This is a genomic window from Burkholderia pyrrocinia, from assembly GCF_001028665.1.
GTDB lineage: Bacteria > Pseudomonadota > Gammaproteobacteria > Burkholderiales > Burkholderiaceae > Burkholderia > Burkholderia pyrrocinia.
Genome location: NZ_CP011503.1, coordinates 1,437,734 through 1,453,002, shown reverse-complemented (window position 1 = coordinate 1,453,002; position 15,269 = coordinate 1,437,734). Strand labels below are relative to the sequence as shown.

Below are 15,269 nucleotides of genomic sequence, written 5' to 3'. Positions count from 1 at the left end.
CGCTCCTCAACGCGTGGCCTGCGCGCCGCCGAACGCCCCGGAGGACGACAGCAGCCGCAAGCCGTTGGCGACGACGATCAGGCTCGCGCCCGCGTCCGCGAATACCGCCATCCACATCGTGCCGAGCCCCGCGACCGTGAGGCCGAGGAACACGATCTTCACGCCGAGCGCGAAGCCGATGTTCTGCACCAGCACGCGGTGCGTCGCGCGCGACAGCCGCACGAACGCGGGAATCTTGCGCAGGTCGTCGTCCATCAGCGCGACGTCGGCCGTCTCGATCGCCGTGTCGGTACCCATCGCGCCCATCGCGAAACCGATGTCGGCGCGCGCGAGCGCCGGCGCATCGTTGATCCCGTCGCCGACCATCCCGACCGCGCCCGCGCCGCCGGCCGACAGTTCCTCGACCGCCGCGAGCTTGTCTTCGGGCAACTGGTTGCCGCGCGCGTCGTCGATGCCGGCCTGCTGCGCGATCGCCTGCGCGGTGTGCGGGTTGTCGCCCGTCAGCATCGCGGTGCGGATGCCGAGCGCATGCAGCTCGGCGATCGCGTCGCGGCTCGTGTCCTTGATCGTGTCGGCCACCGCGAAGATGCCGAGCACGCGCGCGTCGTCGACCAGCACCACGACGCTCTTGCCCTGCCGCTCCAGCGCGTCGAGCTTCGTTTCGAGGGCCGGCGAGCAGCGTTCGAGCTCCTCGACGAGCCGGTGGTTGCCGAGCCAGTAGCGCGCGCCGTCGATCGTGCCGCGCACGCCGCGCCCGACCAGCGCTTCGAAGTCCTGCACATCGGCGAACGCGGCCGTTCCGGCGTCGCGCGCCGCGGCCGCGATCGCCTGCGACACCGGGTGATCCGAGCGCGCGGCGAGGCTCGCGCCGAGGTGCCGGATACGCCCGGCATCGACGTCGGTCGCATGCGCGTCGAAGTCGGTCTGCACCGGCTTGCCGTGCGTGATCGTGCCGGTCTTGTCGAGCGCGAGCCACGCGAGCTTGCGCCCTTCTTCCAGATAGACGCCGCCCTTCACGAGAATCCCGCGCCGCGCCGCGGCTGCGAGCCCCGACACGATCGTCACCGGCGTCGAGATCACCAGTGCGCACGGGCACGCGATCACGAGCAGCACCAGCGCGCGATAGATCCAGTCGTGCCACGCGCCGCCCATCACGAGCGGCGGCACCACCGCGACCAGCAGCGCGACCGCGAACACGATCGGCGTGTAGACGCGCGCGAACTGGTCGACGAAGCGCTGCGTCGGCGCCTTCGCGCCCTGCGCCTCCTCGACCGCGTGGATGATCCGCGCGAGCGTCGAGTTGGCCGCGACGGCCGTCACGCGGTATTCGAACGAACCCGCTTCGTTGATCGTGCCCGCGTACACGGCGTCGCCGGCCGTCTTTTCGACAGGCAGGCTCTCGCCGGTGATCGGCGCCTGGTTGACCGTCGAGCGGCCCGCGACGACTTCGCCGTCCAGCCCGATCCGCTCGCCCGGCTTCACGCGCACGACCGCGCCAAGCGCGACCTGCGCGGCCTCGATCGTGCGCCACGAACCGTCGGCATCCTGCACGGTCGCGGTGTCCGGCGCGAGCTGCATCAGGCCCTGGATCGCATTGCGCGCACGGTCGAGCGACTTCGCCTCGATCAGCTCGGCGATCGTGAACAGCACCATCACCATCGCGGCTTCCGGCCACTGGCCGATCGCCATCGCACCCGTCACCGCGATGCTCATCAGTGCGTTGATGTTCAGGTTGCCGTTGCGAATCGCGATCCAGCCCTTCTTGTACGTGGTGAGCCCGCACGCGAGCACCGCGACGAGCGCGAGCGCCGCCGACAGCCACACGGGCAGGCCGGCCCAGGTCGCCCCCTCGGACGCGATCGCGGCGACGCCCGCCAGCGCCAGCGGCCACCACGGCTTCGCGGGCGCGTCGGCGACGCGCGCCGCCGGTGCGCCGGCCGCTGCAGCCTCGGGCGTCATCCCGAGCGTGCGGATCGCGCTTTCGATCGCCGGCTGGGCGCCCGGCACGTGCTCGACGGTCAGCATCCGCTGCATCAGGTTGAATTCGAGCGCCGACACTTCGTTCATCCCGCCGAGCTTCTTGCGGATCAGCGTTTCCTCGGTCGGACAGTCCATCTGCATGATCCGGAACGCGGAGCGCACGTGGCCCGATGCGGTCGCCTGCGCGACCGGCAGCGGCGCGAGCGTCAGCGCGGCAGGCGCGCAGCAGTCGCCGGCCGCGTGGTCGTGGTCGTGGTCGTGGTCGTGGTCGTGGTCGCGACCCGTATCGCCGTGCGCCGCCTCGTCGTGCGAACACCCGGCTCCGTGCCGATGCGCGTCGCCGTGTGCATGGTCGTGATCGTGCCCCTCACCGCCGTCGTGACCGTGATCATGGTCGTGGCCGCGCGATGCGGCGTCGCCGTGCGCGTGCTCGCCGGCCGCCGGCGCCGCATCGGCAACGGTCGCCGCGTGCGTGTCGCGCGCGTCGGCGCAGCACGTATCGGGGCCGCCGGCATGACGGTGTCGTGGGTCGTGGGTACGCTGGGCGTCGGTCATGACAACCTCCTTTGTGGCTTGACGGTGTAGAGTTAACACCCTGAAGCCACTACAAGGTCAACCCTTACACGGGAGAAAGGCATGAAGATTGGCGAACTGGCCAAAGCGGCCCGCTGCACCCCCGAGACGATCCGTTTCTACGAGAAAGAGGGGCTGATGCCGGACGCGGAGCGCACCGACTCGAACTACCGCAACTACACCGACGTGCACGTCGAACGGTTGCGCTTCATCCGCAACTGCCGCGCGCTCGACATGGCGCACGACGAGATCCGCGCGCTGCTGCAGCTCACCGACACGCCGGCCGACCGCTGCGATTCGATCAATTCGCTGCTCGACGATCACATCGGACACGTCGACGCGCGCCTCGCGGAACTCACGCATCTGCGCGACCAGCTCACCGAATTGCGCCGCCAGTGCGTCGGCGAGCATTCGGTCGAGGATTGCGGAATCGTGCACGGTCTCGCGACGATGGAAACCGTCGCGCCGGCCGCGAAGCGCTCGCACCTCGGCTGAAACCCTTGTGAAATAAGATAGTCTGGTTGAGAATAGTTATGTTCTTACTAGATATGTCATAACTATTCATGTCACCGAGCCGCCCGTCCCCGCTCGCACTGGCCGTCCTCGCGACGCTCACCGAAACACCGATGCATCCGTACGGGATGCTGCAGCAACTGAAGGCCCGCGGGTACGACGAAGTCGTCAACGTGCGGCAGCGCACGAGCCTCTACCAGACGATCGACCGGCTGCTGCGCGACGGGCTGATCGCCGTGCACGACACCGAGCGCGACGGCGCGTTTCCGGAGCGCACGCTGTATGCGCTGACCGAGGCCGGGCACACGGCGGGCCAGGCGTGGCTGCATACACTGCTCGCGGAGCCCGCGCGTGAATTTCCGGTGTTCGGCGCCGGCCTCGCGTTCCTGCCGCTGCTCGACGCGGAAGACGCGCGGCACCAGCTCGAACTCCGGATTGCCCGGCTCGACGCCGAACGCGAGCGCCTGGAAGCGCTGCGCAACGCCGCGCAGGCCGACCAGGTGCCGCGCCTGTTCCTGCTGCAAAACGAACACGCGCTCGTGCTGCTCAATGCGGAGCTCGACTGGGCGCGCAGCGTCGTCGAACACCTGAAGATCGGCGCGCTGCGCTGGGTGGACGGCTGACCAGCAACGAAGGTCGATTCCCGCAAGCAACGGGAATCGCCCAGGTCAAAGTACCTTGCCGGGATTCAGGATGCCGCGCGGGTCCAGCGCGGCCTTCAGGCGTCGCATCAGCCCGATTTCAGCGTCGCTGCGCGTGTGCGCGAGATAGGGACGCTTGAGCGCGCCGATCCCGTGCTCGGCCGACACCGAGCCGCCCATGTCCCGCACCACCGCGTACACGCCGTGATCGAGCGCGTCGGCGTCCGCGTCGGTCATCCCGGCCAGCGACACGCCGATATGCACGTTGCCGTCGCCGACATGGCCGAAGAACAGGCACGTAAGCTCCGGCCAGCGCGAGCGCAGCGCCGCCTCGCAGCGCTCGGCGAACGCGCCGAGCTCGCCCGTCGGCAAACTCACGTCGAAGTTGACGAGCTGCGGCAGCGCATCGATCGCGAGGCCTTCGCGCAGCGTCCACAGGTCGCGTGCCTGCCGCTCCGACGTCGCGAGCACCGCGTCGTCCACGAGCCCTGCTTCGATCCCCGCCGCGAGGCCGGTTTCCAGCGCTTGATGCGCATCGCCGCCCGGCGCGCTCGTCGCGCACTCGATCAGCACCGCGAAGCCGCCGTCGCCCGCGAACGGCGCGGTAACGCCCGGCGTATGGCGCGCGACGTAGTCGTAGAACGCCGGCCACATCGCCTCGAAGCTGACGACCTCGGGCAGCGTGCGCACGCGGTTCCACAATCCGACCACCGCGTCGTAGTCGCGCACGCGACAGAGCGCGGTGGCCGGCGCGGCAAGCAACGGGTGCAGCCGCAGCACGGCGCGCGTGACGACGCCGAGCGTCCCCTCGCTGCCGATGAACAACTGCTTCAGGTCGTAACCCGCGTTGTTCTTCAGCATCCGGTTCATCGACGACACGACCGTGCCGTCCGCGAGCACGGCCTCGAGCCCGAGCACCTGCTCGCGCATCATCCCGTAGCGGATCGCGCGCGTACCGCCCGCATTGGTCGCGAGCATGCCGCCGATCTGGCACGAGCCGCGCGCGCCGAGATCGACGCCGAACGTGAAGCCCGCCGCTTCCGCGGCTTCCTGCACCGTCTGCAGCGGCGTCCCGGCGCGCACGGTCATCGTGCCGGCCGCCGCGTCGAGCGCTTCGATGCCCGCAAAGCGTTCCATCGACAGCACGACCTCGCCGCCAAGCGCGACCGCGCCGCGTGCGAGCCCCGTCAGCCCGCCTTGCGGCACGACCGGCTGGCCGAGCCGCGCACACAGCGCAAGCGTGCGCGACACGTCGTCGACGCTGCGCGGGCGCACCAGCGCACGCGGCCGCACGCCGGCCGGCTCGTTGTACGCGGTGAAATAACGCGGATCGATATCGGCCGCGCGCGTGACGAGCGCGTCGCCCAGTTCGGCGACGAGCACGGTATCGAGCGCATCGCCCGACAGCGGCACGCCGTCCTGTTCGCCGCCCGTGGCGGCCGGGTTCGGGTTCGGCATCGCGCGCGGCCCCGCTTACTTCGTCGAGATGTCGATATCGCCGAAATACTTCAGGCCGAGCGTCTTCACCGTGCCGTCCGCCTTCAGCTTGTCGATCGCCGCGTCGAGCTTCGCCTTCAGCGCGTCGTCGCCCTTGCGCAGGCCGAATGCGATGCCGCTGCCGAGGATCCGGTCGTCGTGCACCGGCTGGCCGACGAACGAGAAGCCCTTGCCGTCCGGGCGCGACAGGAAGCCGCGCTGGCCGGACGGTGCGAGCACGAGCGTCGCGTCGAGGCGGCCCGCCACGAGGTCCGCATACGCCTGGTTCTGGTCCTGGTACGCGACGACCGCAACGCCGGCCGGTTCCCAGTGCGCCTTCGCGAAGGTTTCCTGGATCGACGCCTGCAGTACGCCGACGCGCTTGCCCTTCAGCGATTCGGGCGTCGGCAGCAGGCCGCTGCCGCTGCGCGCGATCAGCTGGGTCGGCACGCGATAGATGATCGTCGTGAAGTCGATCGCCTGGCGCCGCTGCTCGGTCGCGTTCATCGCCGAGTTGATCGCGTCGAACTTGCGGCCCTTCAGCGCGGGAATCAGGCCGTCGAACGACGTCTCGACCCATTTGCACGACAGCTTCGCCGTCTGGCAGACGGCATTGCCGACGTCGATGTCGAAGCCCTGCAGGTCGCCGTTCGGCGCTTTCGACTCGAACGGCGGGTATTGCGCCTCGAGGCCGAAGCGCAGCGTCTGCGCGTCGGCGAGCGCCGTGCCGGAGCCGATTGCGCACGCGAGTGCGAATGCGAGTTTCAGGGTTGCCGTGTGCTTCATCGTGATCTCCTGGGTCTGGTCGATGCGACGTCCTCGTCGCCGGTTTCCGTACGGTTACAGCGAACGCAGCCGCCGCGCGCCTTCGACCAGCGTCGCGTCGTCCTTCGAAAAACTGAGCCGGATCACGCCGGCGTCGGTGCCGTCGGTATAGAACGCCGACAGCGGAATCGTCGCGACGCGCGCGTCGCGGATCAGGCGCAGCACGAAATCGCTGTCGCTTTCGTCCGAGAAGTGCCGGAAGCGCGCGAGCATGAAGAACGACCCTTCGCTCGGCAACAGCTCGAAACGCGAATCGGCCAGCTCGCGCGCGAGCAGGTCGCGCTTGGCCTGGTAGAACGCCGACAGGCCGAGATAGCTCTCCGGCCGCGCGAGGATCTCCGCGAACGCGACCTGCATCGGCGTGTCGGCCGCGAACACCATGAACTGGTGCACCTTGCGGATCTCGTCCATCAGCTCGGCCGGCGCCAGGCAATGACCGACCCGCCAGCCGGTCACGTGGAACGACTTGCCGAACGACGACACGATCACGCTGCGCTCGGCCAGCTCGCGGTGGCGCGCCACGCTCTGGTGCTGCGCGCCGTCGAACACGACGTGCTCGTAGACCTCGTCGGACAGGATCACGATGCCGGTGTCGCGCGTGAGCTGCGCGAGCCGCTCGAGATCGTCGGCGGAGAACACGGTCGCGGTCGGGTTGTGCGGCGTGTTCACGATGATCATCCGCGTGCGCGGCGTGATCGCCGCAGCCACCTCGTCCCAGTCCACGCGGAAATGCTCGGGCGACAGCTTGATCGCGACCGGCGTCGCGCCCTGCAACCGCACGATCGGCGCATAGCTGTCGAACGACGGCTCGAAATAGATCACCTCGTCGCCCGGATGCACGAGCGCGCTGATCGCCGCGTACAGCCCTTCGCTCGCGCTCGCGATCACCGTGATCTCGGTCGCCGGGTCGTAGCGCGCGCCGTACAGCGCCTCGGTCTTCTCGGCGAGCCGCTCGCGCAGCGCCATCACGCCGGCCATCGGCGAGTACTGGTTGTGCCCGTCGCGCATCGCGCGCGCGACGCCTTCGACGAGCGCCGGATCGGGCGCGAAATTCGGCGCGCCCTGCGACAGGTTCAACGCATCGTGTTGCGCGGCCAGCTGGCCGATCACCGTGAAGATCGTCGTGCCGACGTCGGGCAGTTTCGAACGGGGCGCGGTGGCGCTTCGCATGACTCCTCCTTCTGATGTCCTTCGGGCTGGCCCGCGCGACGCGCGCGGCCTGCATCTGCCGCATGATTTAGCCCCAGCCAATATCGGCGGACAATCGAAAGTTCGTCATGGCGGCCATGCATTTTTCTCATGGCTCAGGGTATGAAGCAAGCAGCGGCAAGGCTGGCCTGCTGGCCCGATATGCGAATCAGGCATTACCCGTAGGGGATGCTACGCGCCCGCCGCCGCCAGATACGCGAGCAGCACGGCCCGCAGTTCGCCGCGCAACGCGGCGAAGTCGAGCGCGGGCCCGAGCGTCAGCAATGCCTGCGAGAGGCCGCCGTAGCAGACCGTGTGCGCCATCCGCGCGAGCCCGTCGAGCCGCGCGGCCGGCGGCGGATCGGCCGCGTGCGCGAGTGCATCGCGCCACAGCGCGACATACGCGTCGTAATGCCGGCGGTATGCGGCGAGCGGCGACACCTGCCGCTCCAGTGCGAAAAGCGCGCCCCACAGCGCCGCGTCGGCGCCGATCGCGTCGACCTGCAGGTCGACGAGCGCCACGGCGAGTTCGGCCCGCGGCGCGCCGCGCAGCCGCTCTGCCGCGTCGCGCAGCCGGTCGGCCATCGCCAGTACATAGCGGTGGATGCAGAGCGCCGCGAGGCTCTGCTTGTCGCCGAAATACTCGTAGAAGGTGCCGACGCTCACGCCCGCGACGGCCGCGATCTCGCGGATCGTCGCCTTCGCGTAGCCGCGTTCGAGCAAAAGCTGAACGAACGCCTGCTGCAGCGCGTCGGAGCTCGCCTGCGCGCGCGACTGGCGCGGCCGGCGGCGCAACGCGGGCACGGGTTGCGCCGCCGGCGGGCCGGGCGGCGCCGGAACCTGAACATGTCGCGGCGGCATATTTGCTACTCTGGAATTCAGCAGGGAATGCGTTTACCGGGAGCCGGAACCTGCGCCGAAGCGCCACCCGTGTTGCATGACGCCGGCCGCCCGCGAAGCATGAGACCGGAGACAATCTCGATGACCGAATCGACTCACGCCGTCACGAACCAGTTCGACGAACTGGTCGACTATAACCTCTTCGCGACGGATATCGCGCTGCGCGACGCGCTCGCCCGAGCGGGCGCCGACTGGGCCGTGCCGCAGCTCGACGCGTACGGCGCGCGGCTCGGCAGCGCCGACACCGCGCAACTCGCCGACGAAGCGAACCAGCACACGCCCGAACTGAACACGTTCGACCGGCGCGGCCGGCGCATCGACCGCGTCGACTTCCACCCGGCGTGGCACACGCTGCTCGGCCAGTACCGTCACGAAGGCTTCGTGTCGCTCGCGTTCCGCGACACACGCCGCGGCCGCTGGGCCGCGACCGCGGCCGGCTTCTACCTGCACGGCCAGATCGAGGCCGGCACGCTGTGCCCGGCGACGATGACGCAGGCCGCGATTCCCGTGTTGCAGAAGGAGCCCGCGCTGTGGAACCTGCTGCGCGACAAGCTCTACAGCGACGACTACGATCCGCGCGACGTGCCGGTCGCCGACAAGCGCTCGATCTGGTTCGGCATGGGGATGACCGAGAAACAGGGCGGCTCCGACGTGCGCGCGAACACGACGCTCGCGACCGCCGTCGGCGCGGGCGGCCGCGGCGGCGAATACCTGCTGCGCGGCCACAAGTGGTTCTTCTCCGCGCCGATGTGCGACGCGCACCTCGTCGTCGCGCGCACCGAAGCCGGCGGCCCGTCGTGCTTCTACGTGCCGCGCTGGCGGCCGGACGGCACGAAGAACGCGGTCGAGATCCAGCGGCTGAAGAACAAGGTCGGCAACCGCAGCAACTCGAGCAGCGAAATCGAGCTCAACGATGCGTGGGGGATCATGCTCGGCGACGAAGGCCGCGGCATTCCGACCATCATCGAGATGGCCACCACCACGCGGCTGAACTGCGTGCTCGGCAGCGCGGCGATGCTGCGCCAGGGCGTCGTGCAGGCGATCGCGTACACGCGCCAGCGTCACGCGTTCGGCCGGGCGCTCGCCGAGCAGCCGCTGATGCGCACCGTGCTCGCCGATCTCGCGCTCGAAAGCGAGGCGGCGCTGTCGCTCGCGATGCGGCTCGCCGACGCGTTCGAGCGCGACGACTCGCCGCGCGAACGCGCATGGAAGCGGATCGTCACGCCCGCCGCGAAATTCTGGGTCTGCAAGCGCGCGGTCGAGCTGACCGGCGAGGTGATGGAAGTGTTCGGCGGCAACGGCTACGTCGACGACGGCCCGATCGCGCGCCTGTTCCGCGAGGCGCCCGTCAACTCGATCTGGGAAGGCTCCGGCAACGTGATGTGTCTCGACGTGCTGCGCGCGGTGTCGCGCGAGCCCGACGCGGCCGCCGCGCTGTTCGACGAACTGGCCGACCTCGGCGCGGGCGAACCGCGCATCCGCGCGGCGCTCGACGCGCTGCGCGCGATGCTCGCCGCTCCGGCCGACACGCTCGAAGCATCGGGCCGCGTGTTCGCGCAGCGGCTCGCGCTCGTCGCGCAGGCGTGCCTGCTGCGCCGCGATGCGCCGGCGGCCGTCGCCGACGCGTTCGTCGCGACGCGGCTCGCCGCGCCCGACTGGGGCCGTATCGCGGGCGGCTTCGATCCGCATGCGCTCGACGTCGCCGCGCTGCTGCAGCGCGCGTACCCGGCCTGACGCCGGCCCGTTCACCTGATTCGCGTTCGTTCGTCCGCCCGGAGCCTCGATGAACCTCGTCGCCGCCCTCGACCGCGCCGCCCGTGCGACGCCCGACAAGCCGTTCCTCGTCAGCGAATCCGCGACGATCACGTATGCGGCCGCGCGCGAGCGTTCGCACCGCGCGGCGGCCGTGCTGAGCGCGCTCGGCGTCGCGGCCGGCGACCGCGTCGCCGCGATGTGCTTCAACACGCCGGCCTTCGTCGACCTGATGTTCGGCGCATGGCGCCTCGGCGCGGCGTTCGTGCCGATCAACCACAAGCTGCAGGCGCCGGAAGTCGACTACGTGCTCGAACACAGCGGCAGCACCGTATTGCTGTTCGACGTGGCCCTCGCACCGGTGGTCGAACGCATCGTGCATCCGGCGCGGCGGCTCGTGACCGAAGGCGAACTCGACGGTGTGCCGAACTTCGACACGATGTGCGCGACGAGGGATGGCCTCGCCGGCATCGAGCCGGCCGACGGCGACATCGCGCAGATCCTCTACACGTCCGGCACGACCGGCCGCCCGAAGGGCTGCGTGCACAGTCATCGCACCGTGACGCTCGCCGCGATGCAGGCGGCGCTCGCGATCGGCATCGGCCGCAACGAGCGCACGCTGATGGCGATGCCGATCTGGCATTCGTCGCCGCTGAACAACTGGTTCGGCGGCACGCTGGTCGCGGGCGGCACCGTCGTGCTGCTGCGCGAATACCACCCACAGCGCTTCCTGCAGACCGTCGAGCGCGAGCGCGTGACGCTGTATTTCGGCGCGCCGGTGTCGTATACGCTGCCGCTCGACACGGTCGACGGCTTCGCGGCGTTCGACCTGTCGAGCGTGCGCGCGTGGCTGTACGGCGGCGGCCCGATCGGCGCCGCGCAGGCCGAACGGCTTGCGCACGCGTATCGCAGCCGCGCATTTTTCCAGGTGTACGGGATGACCGAAACCGGACCGGCCGGTACGACGCTGTATCCGGACGAGCAGATCGCGAAGGCCGGCTCGATCGGCCGCCACGGCGGCCCGGGTGTCGACCTGCGGGTCGTGCGGATGGACGGCGTCGACGCGCAGCCGGGCGAGACCGGCGAGATCTGGCTGAAGACCGACAGCATGATGCTCGGCTATCTCGACGACGCGGCCGCGACGCGCGCCGCGTTCGCGCCGGGCGGCTGGTATCGCACCGGCGACCTCGCGCGGATCGATCAGGATGGCTATCTGTTCATCGTCGACCGGCTGAAGGACATGATCGTCACCGGCGGCGAGAACGTCTATTCGAAGGAGGTAGAGGACGTGCTCGGCGCGCACCCGGACATCGCCGAGGCGGCCGTGGTCGGCGCCGCGCATCCGGACTGGGGCGAGACGGTCGTCGCACACGTCGTGCTGCGGGCGAACGCGGCGCCCGATGCGGATGCGCTGCGCACGTTCTGCGGCGAGCGGCTCGCGGCGTACAAGGTCCCGCGCGAATTCACGTTCGTGCAGGCGCTGCCGCGCACGCCGACCGGCAAGCTGCAGAAATTCCTGCTGCGCGTGCGCGGGGACTGAATATCCGCGATTGAGCCAGCGCATTCGCGCACGCGCGGTCAATGCAAAAGGCAGAACGGAACAAGTAATAGAAGTTACCAGCTCTAAATCATATTCGTCCGATTGATCGACGTTTCTTATCTGGAATAGCGTCTCAAGGCAGTCATTCCATCTATTGAGACAGGGACGCCGGATGAAAAACGAACGCGAAGCACCGACCCATTTTTTTGCCACCGTTGGCGCACTTACGGAACGCGGTGGACGCGTCACCACCGCAACCAGCGGCCTGACCCTGGCTGGATTGGAAGTCGCCTGCGTGGGCGACGTAGTGACCTATGACGACGGCAGCGAGGCCGCGATTATCGACGGCGCGGGAAACAACCATAGCGGCGGCAAGCCGTTCGCGTTGGTCGGCAGCCGGTTGAGCAACGGTGACCGCATTACCGAAACGCTGCGCACGTCATGGGGCATTCATGTGCGGGATGGGCAAAGCGTTGCGGGCCTGTTCGATCCGACCTATGTGCCGCCGCCCGCGCCGCCCGCCTACAGATTGGCGGTATGTGGCGCGACAACAGCGCGAGGGGGTGCATTGCGCGAGCCGTCCGGCACATGGGAGGTCGCGCCGCACTTGGGCAAGGCTGCCACGGTGGGCGACCTGATCCACTATCCGGACGGTTCAACCGCGCGCGTTGTGAGCGGTCTTGGATTGGCCGACAGACCCGACTTCGCACCGCTCGCATTCGTTGGCAGCGAACTCGATAACGGCGACACGATCACCGATAGTCCCGAGCGACAAGGCATAGCGTCGTCCGTCGTATTTAGCGTCATCACCCGCTCGGCCATGCCCCGCTGAGGTAGCGCCGATGATCCGCTACTTTCTTGCCAAAGGCGACCGCGCCGGGGAAGCGGTGATTGTCGAAGGCCTCGACACCGTGACCTGTTCCAATCCACCGCCGAGGGTTCATATCGCCACGCTCGATATGAAGACCTACTGTTCGGCCTGCAAGCGTGAAGGGTACATCGCACCGCAAGGGCCGCGCTGGCCAGGTACGGGCCCGAACGGCAAACAGTGGGCATTGAGCGGGGATATCAATGTCTGCGGATGCAACCCACCGCCGATCTTCTACGCTGAGCGCAGCATGCGGATGACTTTTACTGCGGGAGAGGTTGCGACGCTGAGTGGGCGCCAACCGGATGCAATCAAGCGGTCATTTGTTCGATCGGCTGTCGTACACGACGAGCAATTCACCTTGCTCGATGACTCCCGTCGCCCGCTCGTGAACATTCGCTACCGAATCGTTACCGACACCGGGCAAATTTTCACTGGCACCACGGACACGGCCGGGCAAACACATCGAATCGCCACCGACGCCTCGGCAACGCTGAAAATCTATACGATGGAACATTGAAACAATGAAAGATTTTGATGTGAATAACGGCGGAGAATGGTTCCTCGTTCACTCAGGTGCAGTCACCAATACCAATCCTGGCTCGATGGTGGAAGTAACGATCAATACCGAAAAAATATGTCACAACATGACAAACAAGGAATTCCGGGAAATGGTATTGAGTAAACGCGATCAAGCCGCTTCTCTCGTCGACAAAAGAATCGATGATTTGCAGCGCTGGTCCAGCGCTGATAAGGCACGCGTCTTACAGTGGTTCGGCAGAACTGACGAAGGCACCCGCATGACGCTATTAACAGGCCTGACTGCAATCGCCCAAGTACTGAAGGCACTCACGGGATACAATTTCACGCGATGGGATAGCGCGCGATTCAAACATATTGGATGCGTTCCAAATCCAAATAAATCGGGAATCGCAGCATCAGTGTGTTCTCCGGATACCGCAACTCATACGATCGCAATACATCCCGATTTTTGTACAATGCGGGACTTCTCGTGGGAAAAAGATTCCATAGTTTCCACTCTGATTCATGAGGTGAGTCATTTTGACGACACAATGGGAACCCGGGATCACAGATATTTCATGGAGGAGTGTTTGACGTTCGGAGCCGAAAACCCGAATCAAGCAATCAACAATGCCGACAGTATCGCAGGATACGTCATTTACAATGCTTAAATTTATTCTTTGCCTAATCCCCCTCATCTCCAACCCGGTATTCGCATGCATCGCCAGCGAGAATTTCGACATCTACTTTTCGAGAGATAGTTCGCACATATCGAATGCTGAGATCGTCCGCATTGCAAAATGGACAGCCGACCAAAAGCTCAATTACGCAAATCACCTAGCCAAAGAGACAACACTGATCAGCGGCCATGCCGAGGAAAGTGAATCGGAAGCACTGGCCCTTGCGCAATCAAGATTGCAAACCGCGTATGCGCTGTTGGAGCAACTCGGTTTTTTACGCGGGACCATCAAGAAGAGTGCCCGCGTCTATTCGCATGGCGACGTGGACAATGGGCGGCGTGTGGAAATATCCTTCCTGCCCGATTGCCCTAACAAGTGCTGCGACGGCAAGTAACGTCACACTGCCGCCGATCACGGCGATGCGGTATCGACGTACGCATGCGGCGCCCTTGATGCGCCCCTGCCTGCAAGATCCCTATACCCTGTCGGCCGTGTCCCATCAAAGAAAAAGCCACCGGACCCGACGGGCCCGGTGGCTTTTTCGCATGAGACGCGGGACGACGCCTTGCAACACCGCCCGCGCCTCACCTCACATCAACCTGCTTACTTCCCGCCGATGCTCTTCAGCGGCTTCCACTCGCCCTTCTCGACCTTGTACATCGTGATGCCGCCATTCTTCAGGTCGCCCTTCGCGTCGTACGCGACGTGCGTCGACGTGACGCCGGCCATGTCGGTCTTCGCGAGCACCGGCAGGTACTTCGCCGGATCGGTCGAATCGGCCTTCTGCATCGCTTTCAGCATCGCCATCGCGCCGTCGTACGCGTACGGCGAGTACGTCTGCACGTCTTCACCGAAGCGCTTCTTGTACTTGTCGGCGTAGGTCTTGCCGCCCGGCATTTCTTCCAGCGGGAGGCCGGCCAGCGAAGCGATCGTGCCGTCGGCCGCGTTGCCCGCGATCTTCAGGAACGTCGGCGTCTTCACCATTTCGCCGCTCATCAGCGGTGCGTTGAAGCCCAGCGCCTTCATCTGCTTGACCATCGGCGCTGCCTGCGAATCCGCGCCGCCGTAGTAGACGAGGTCCGGCTTCGCCGCCTTCAGCTTGGTCAGAATCGCCTTGAAGTCGACAGCCTTGTCGTTCGTGAATTCGCGGTCGACGATCGTCGCGCCGCCGGCCTTCGCGGCCTTCTCGAACTGGTCGGCGAGACCCTGGCCGTAGGCCGTGCGGTCGTCGACGATCGCGATCTTCTTTATGCCGAGATCCTTCGACGCGAACGTGCCGGCCACCGAGCCCTGCTGCGTGTCGGACGTCATCATGCGGAAGGTCGTCTTGTAGCCTTGCTGCGTGTATTCCGGCGCCGTCGCCATCGCGATTTCCGGAATGCCCGCGTTCGCGTAGATGCGCGAAGCGGGAATCGTCGTGCCCGAGTTGAAGTGGCCGAGCATGCCCTTGATGCCGTCGTCGACCAGCTTCTGCGCGACCGTCGTGCCCGTGCGCGGGTCAGCCTGGTCGTCCTGCGTGCTCAGCACGAACTTCACCGGCTTGCCGCCGATCTTCGGGTTCGTCGCGTTGAAGTCTTCCAGCGCGAGCACGATCCCGTTCTGCATATCCTTGCCGTAGTGCGCCTGCGCGCCCGTCATCGGCCCTGCGTAACCGATCTTCACGTCATCCGCATGGGCCGTCCCCGCCAGCGACATGACCGCGACGAACGTCGCGCCTGCCACCTTTTTCATCGTGTGTTGCATAGCATCTCCTTGGTACCAGGGTAAATGGAGCGGCTTCGGGATCGCCTTGCCGCTTCCTTTGTTTGATC

14 protein-coding genes are annotated in these 15,269 nt (G+C 66.9%); 8 read left to right on the top strand and 6 right to left on the bottom strand.

Going from position 1 to position 15,269, the window contains the following annotated elements; translation table 11 throughout:
• Positions 1–6: 6 nt before the first annotated feature.
• Positions 7–2,535, bottom strand: a complete 2,529-nt coding sequence (locus ABD05_RS06650) for a heavy metal translocating P-type ATPase (RefSeq protein ID WP_047899474.1) — start codon at positions 2,533–2,535, stop codon at positions 7–9.
• A gap of 81 nt (positions 2,536–2,616) precedes the next feature.
• On the opposite strand from ABD05_RS06650, the gene cadR reads away from it, so the two are divergent.
• On the top strand, positions 2,617–3,048 hold the full coding sequence (gene cadR, locus ABD05_RS06645; RefSeq protein WP_011546785.1) for a Cd(II)/Pb(II)-responsive transcriptional regulator: 432 nt from the start codon (positions 2,617–2,619) through the stop codon (positions 3,046–3,048).
• A gap of 68 nt (positions 3,049–3,116) precedes the next feature.
• Positions 3,117–3,689, top strand: a complete 573-nt coding sequence (locus ABD05_RS06640) for a PadR family transcriptional regulator (protein ID WP_047899473.1) — start codon at positions 3,117–3,119, stop codon at positions 3,687–3,689.
• A 45-nt stretch (positions 3,690–3,734) separates the two neighbouring features.
• Here ABD05_RS06640 and ABD05_RS06635 read toward each other — a convergent pair whose 3' ends face one another.
• The 4 genes from ABD05_RS06635 to ABD05_RS06620 all read right to left on the bottom strand — a co-directional run bounded on the left by ABD05_RS06635 (position 3,735) and on the right by ABD05_RS06620 (position 8,057).
• Positions 3,735–5,165 (bottom strand): FAD-binding oxidoreductase, encoded by a 1,431-nt coding sequence (locus ABD05_RS06635; protein ID WP_047899472.1) that lies wholly within the window; start codon positions 5,163–5,165, stop codon positions 3,735–3,737.
• Positions 5,166–5,180: 15 nt separating this feature from the next.
• The gene (locus ABD05_RS06630; protein WP_047899471.1) at positions 5,181–5,969 is read right to left on the bottom strand and encodes an ABC transporter substrate-binding protein; all 789 of its coding nucleotides are present in this window, start codon (positions 5,967–5,969) and stop codon (positions 5,181–5,183) included.
• A gap of 54 nt (positions 5,970–6,023) precedes the next feature.
• Complete coding sequence (locus ABD05_RS06625) at positions 6,024–7,178, bottom strand: pyridoxal phosphate-dependent aminotransferase (protein ID WP_047899470.1); 1,155 nt, start codon at positions 7,176–7,178, stop codon at positions 6,024–6,026.
• Positions 7,179–7,388: 210 nt separating this feature from the next.
• The gene (locus ABD05_RS06620; protein WP_047899469.1) at positions 7,389–8,057 is read right to left on the bottom strand and encodes a TetR/AcrR family transcriptional regulator; all 669 of its coding nucleotides are present in this window, start codon (positions 8,055–8,057) and stop codon (positions 7,389–7,391) included.
• Positions 8,058–8,177: 120 nt separating this feature from the next.
• Between ABD05_RS06620 and ABD05_RS06615 the strand changes: the two genes are divergently transcribed.
• The 6 genes from ABD05_RS06615 (at position 8,178) to ABD05_RS06595 (ending at position 13,852) form a co-directional block, all read left to right on the top strand.
• Complete coding sequence (locus tag ABD05_RS06615; RefSeq protein ID WP_047899468.1) at positions 8,178–9,830, top strand: acyl-CoA dehydrogenase family protein; 1,653 nt, start codon at positions 8,178–8,180, stop codon at positions 9,828–9,830.
• 49 nt (positions 9,831–9,879) lie between these two features.
• Positions 9,880–11,388 (top strand): class I adenylate-forming enzyme family protein, encoded by a 1,509-nt coding sequence (locus ABD05_RS06610; RefSeq protein WP_047899467.1) that lies wholly within the window; start codon positions 9,880–9,882, stop codon positions 11,386–11,388.
• A gap of 172 nt (positions 11,389–11,560) precedes the next feature.
• A complete protein-coding gene (locus tag ABD05_RS06605) occupies positions 11,561–12,220 on the top strand; it encodes a PAAR domain-containing protein (protein WP_047899466.1) in 660 nt (219 codons plus the stop codon).
• A gap of 10 nt (positions 12,221–12,230) precedes the next feature.
• Positions 12,231–12,776 carry a PAAR domain-containing protein gene (locus tag ABD05_RS06600; protein ID WP_047899465.1) on the top strand — a complete coding sequence of 182 codons (546 nt, stop codon included), beginning with the start codon at positions 12,231–12,233 and terminating at the stop codon, positions 12,774–12,776.
• Positions 12,777–12,780: 4 nt separating this feature from the next.
• On the top strand, positions 12,781–13,449 hold the full coding sequence (locus ABD05_RS35845) for a M35 family metalloendopeptidase (RefSeq protein WP_238594099.1): 669 nt from the start codon (positions 12,781–12,783) through the stop codon (positions 13,447–13,449).
• Positions 13,442–13,852: a hypothetical protein gene (locus tag ABD05_RS06595; RefSeq protein WP_047899464.1), complete on the top strand. Its 411-nt coding sequence runs from the start codon at positions 13,442–13,444 to the stop codon at positions 13,850–13,852. The genes ABD05_RS35845 and ABD05_RS06595 overlap by 8 nt, the downstream gene beginning before the upstream one ends.
• Before the next feature lie 209 nt (positions 13,853–14,061).
• Here ABD05_RS06595 and ABD05_RS06590 read toward each other — a convergent pair whose 3' ends face one another.
• Positions 14,062–15,201 (bottom strand): branched-chain amino acid ABC transporter substrate-binding protein, encoded by a 1,140-nt coding sequence (locus ABD05_RS06590; protein ID WP_047899463.1) that lies wholly within the window; start codon positions 15,199–15,201, stop codon positions 14,062–14,064.
• Positions 15,202–15,269: the final 68 nt, after the last annotated feature.

Bases quoted from the DNA above. Each gene is read 5' to 3' on its own strand.
- ABD05_RS06650 (WP_047899474.1), bottom strand. From the start codon at position 2,535: ATGACCGACGCCCAGCGTACCCACGACCCACGACACCGTCATGCCGGC.
- cadR (WP_011546785.1), top strand. From the start codon at position 2,617: ATGAAGATTGGCGAACTGGCCAAAGCGGCCCGCTGCACCCCCGAGACG.
- ABD05_RS06640 (WP_047899473.1), top strand. From the start codon at position 3,117: ATGTCACCGAGCCGCCCGTCCCCGCTCGCACTGGCCGTCCTCGCGACG.
- ABD05_RS06635 (WP_047899472.1), bottom strand. From the start codon at position 5,165: ATGCCGAACCCGAACCCGGCCGCCACGGGCGGCGAACAGGACGGCGTG.
- ABD05_RS06630 (WP_047899471.1), bottom strand. From the start codon at position 5,969: ATGAAGCACACGGCAACCCTGAAACTCGCATTCGCACTCGCGTGCGCA.
- ABD05_RS06625 (WP_047899470.1), bottom strand. From the start codon at position 7,178: ATGCGAAGCGCCACCGCGCCCCGTTCGAAACTGCCCGACGTCGGCACG.
- ABD05_RS06620 (WP_047899469.1), bottom strand. From the start codon at position 8,057: ATGCCGCCGCGACATGTTCAGGTTCCGGCGCCGCCCGGCCCGCCGGCG.
- ABD05_RS06615 (WP_047899468.1), top strand. From the start codon at position 8,178: ATGACCGAATCGACTCACGCCGTCACGAACCAGTTCGACGAACTGGTC.
- ABD05_RS06610 (WP_047899467.1), top strand. From the start codon at position 9,880: ATGAACCTCGTCGCCGCCCTCGACCGCGCCGCCCGTGCGACGCCCGAC.
- ABD05_RS06605 (WP_047899466.1), top strand. From the start codon at position 11,561: ATGAAAAACGAACGCGAAGCACCGACCCATTTTTTTGCCACCGTTGGC.
- ABD05_RS06600 (WP_047899465.1), top strand. From the start codon at position 12,231: ATGATCCGCTACTTTCTTGCCAAAGGCGACCGCGCCGGGGAAGCGGTG.
- ABD05_RS35845 (WP_238594099.1), top strand. From the start codon at position 12,781: ATGAAAGATTTTGATGTGAATAACGGCGGAGAATGGTTCCTCGTTCAC.
- ABD05_RS06595 (WP_047899464.1), top strand. From the start codon at position 13,442: ATGCTTAAATTTATTCTTTGCCTAATCCCCCTCATCTCCAACCCGGTA.
- ABD05_RS06590 (WP_047899463.1), bottom strand. From the start codon at position 15,201: ATGCAACACACGATGAAAAAGGTGGCAGGCGCGACGTTCGTCGCGGTC.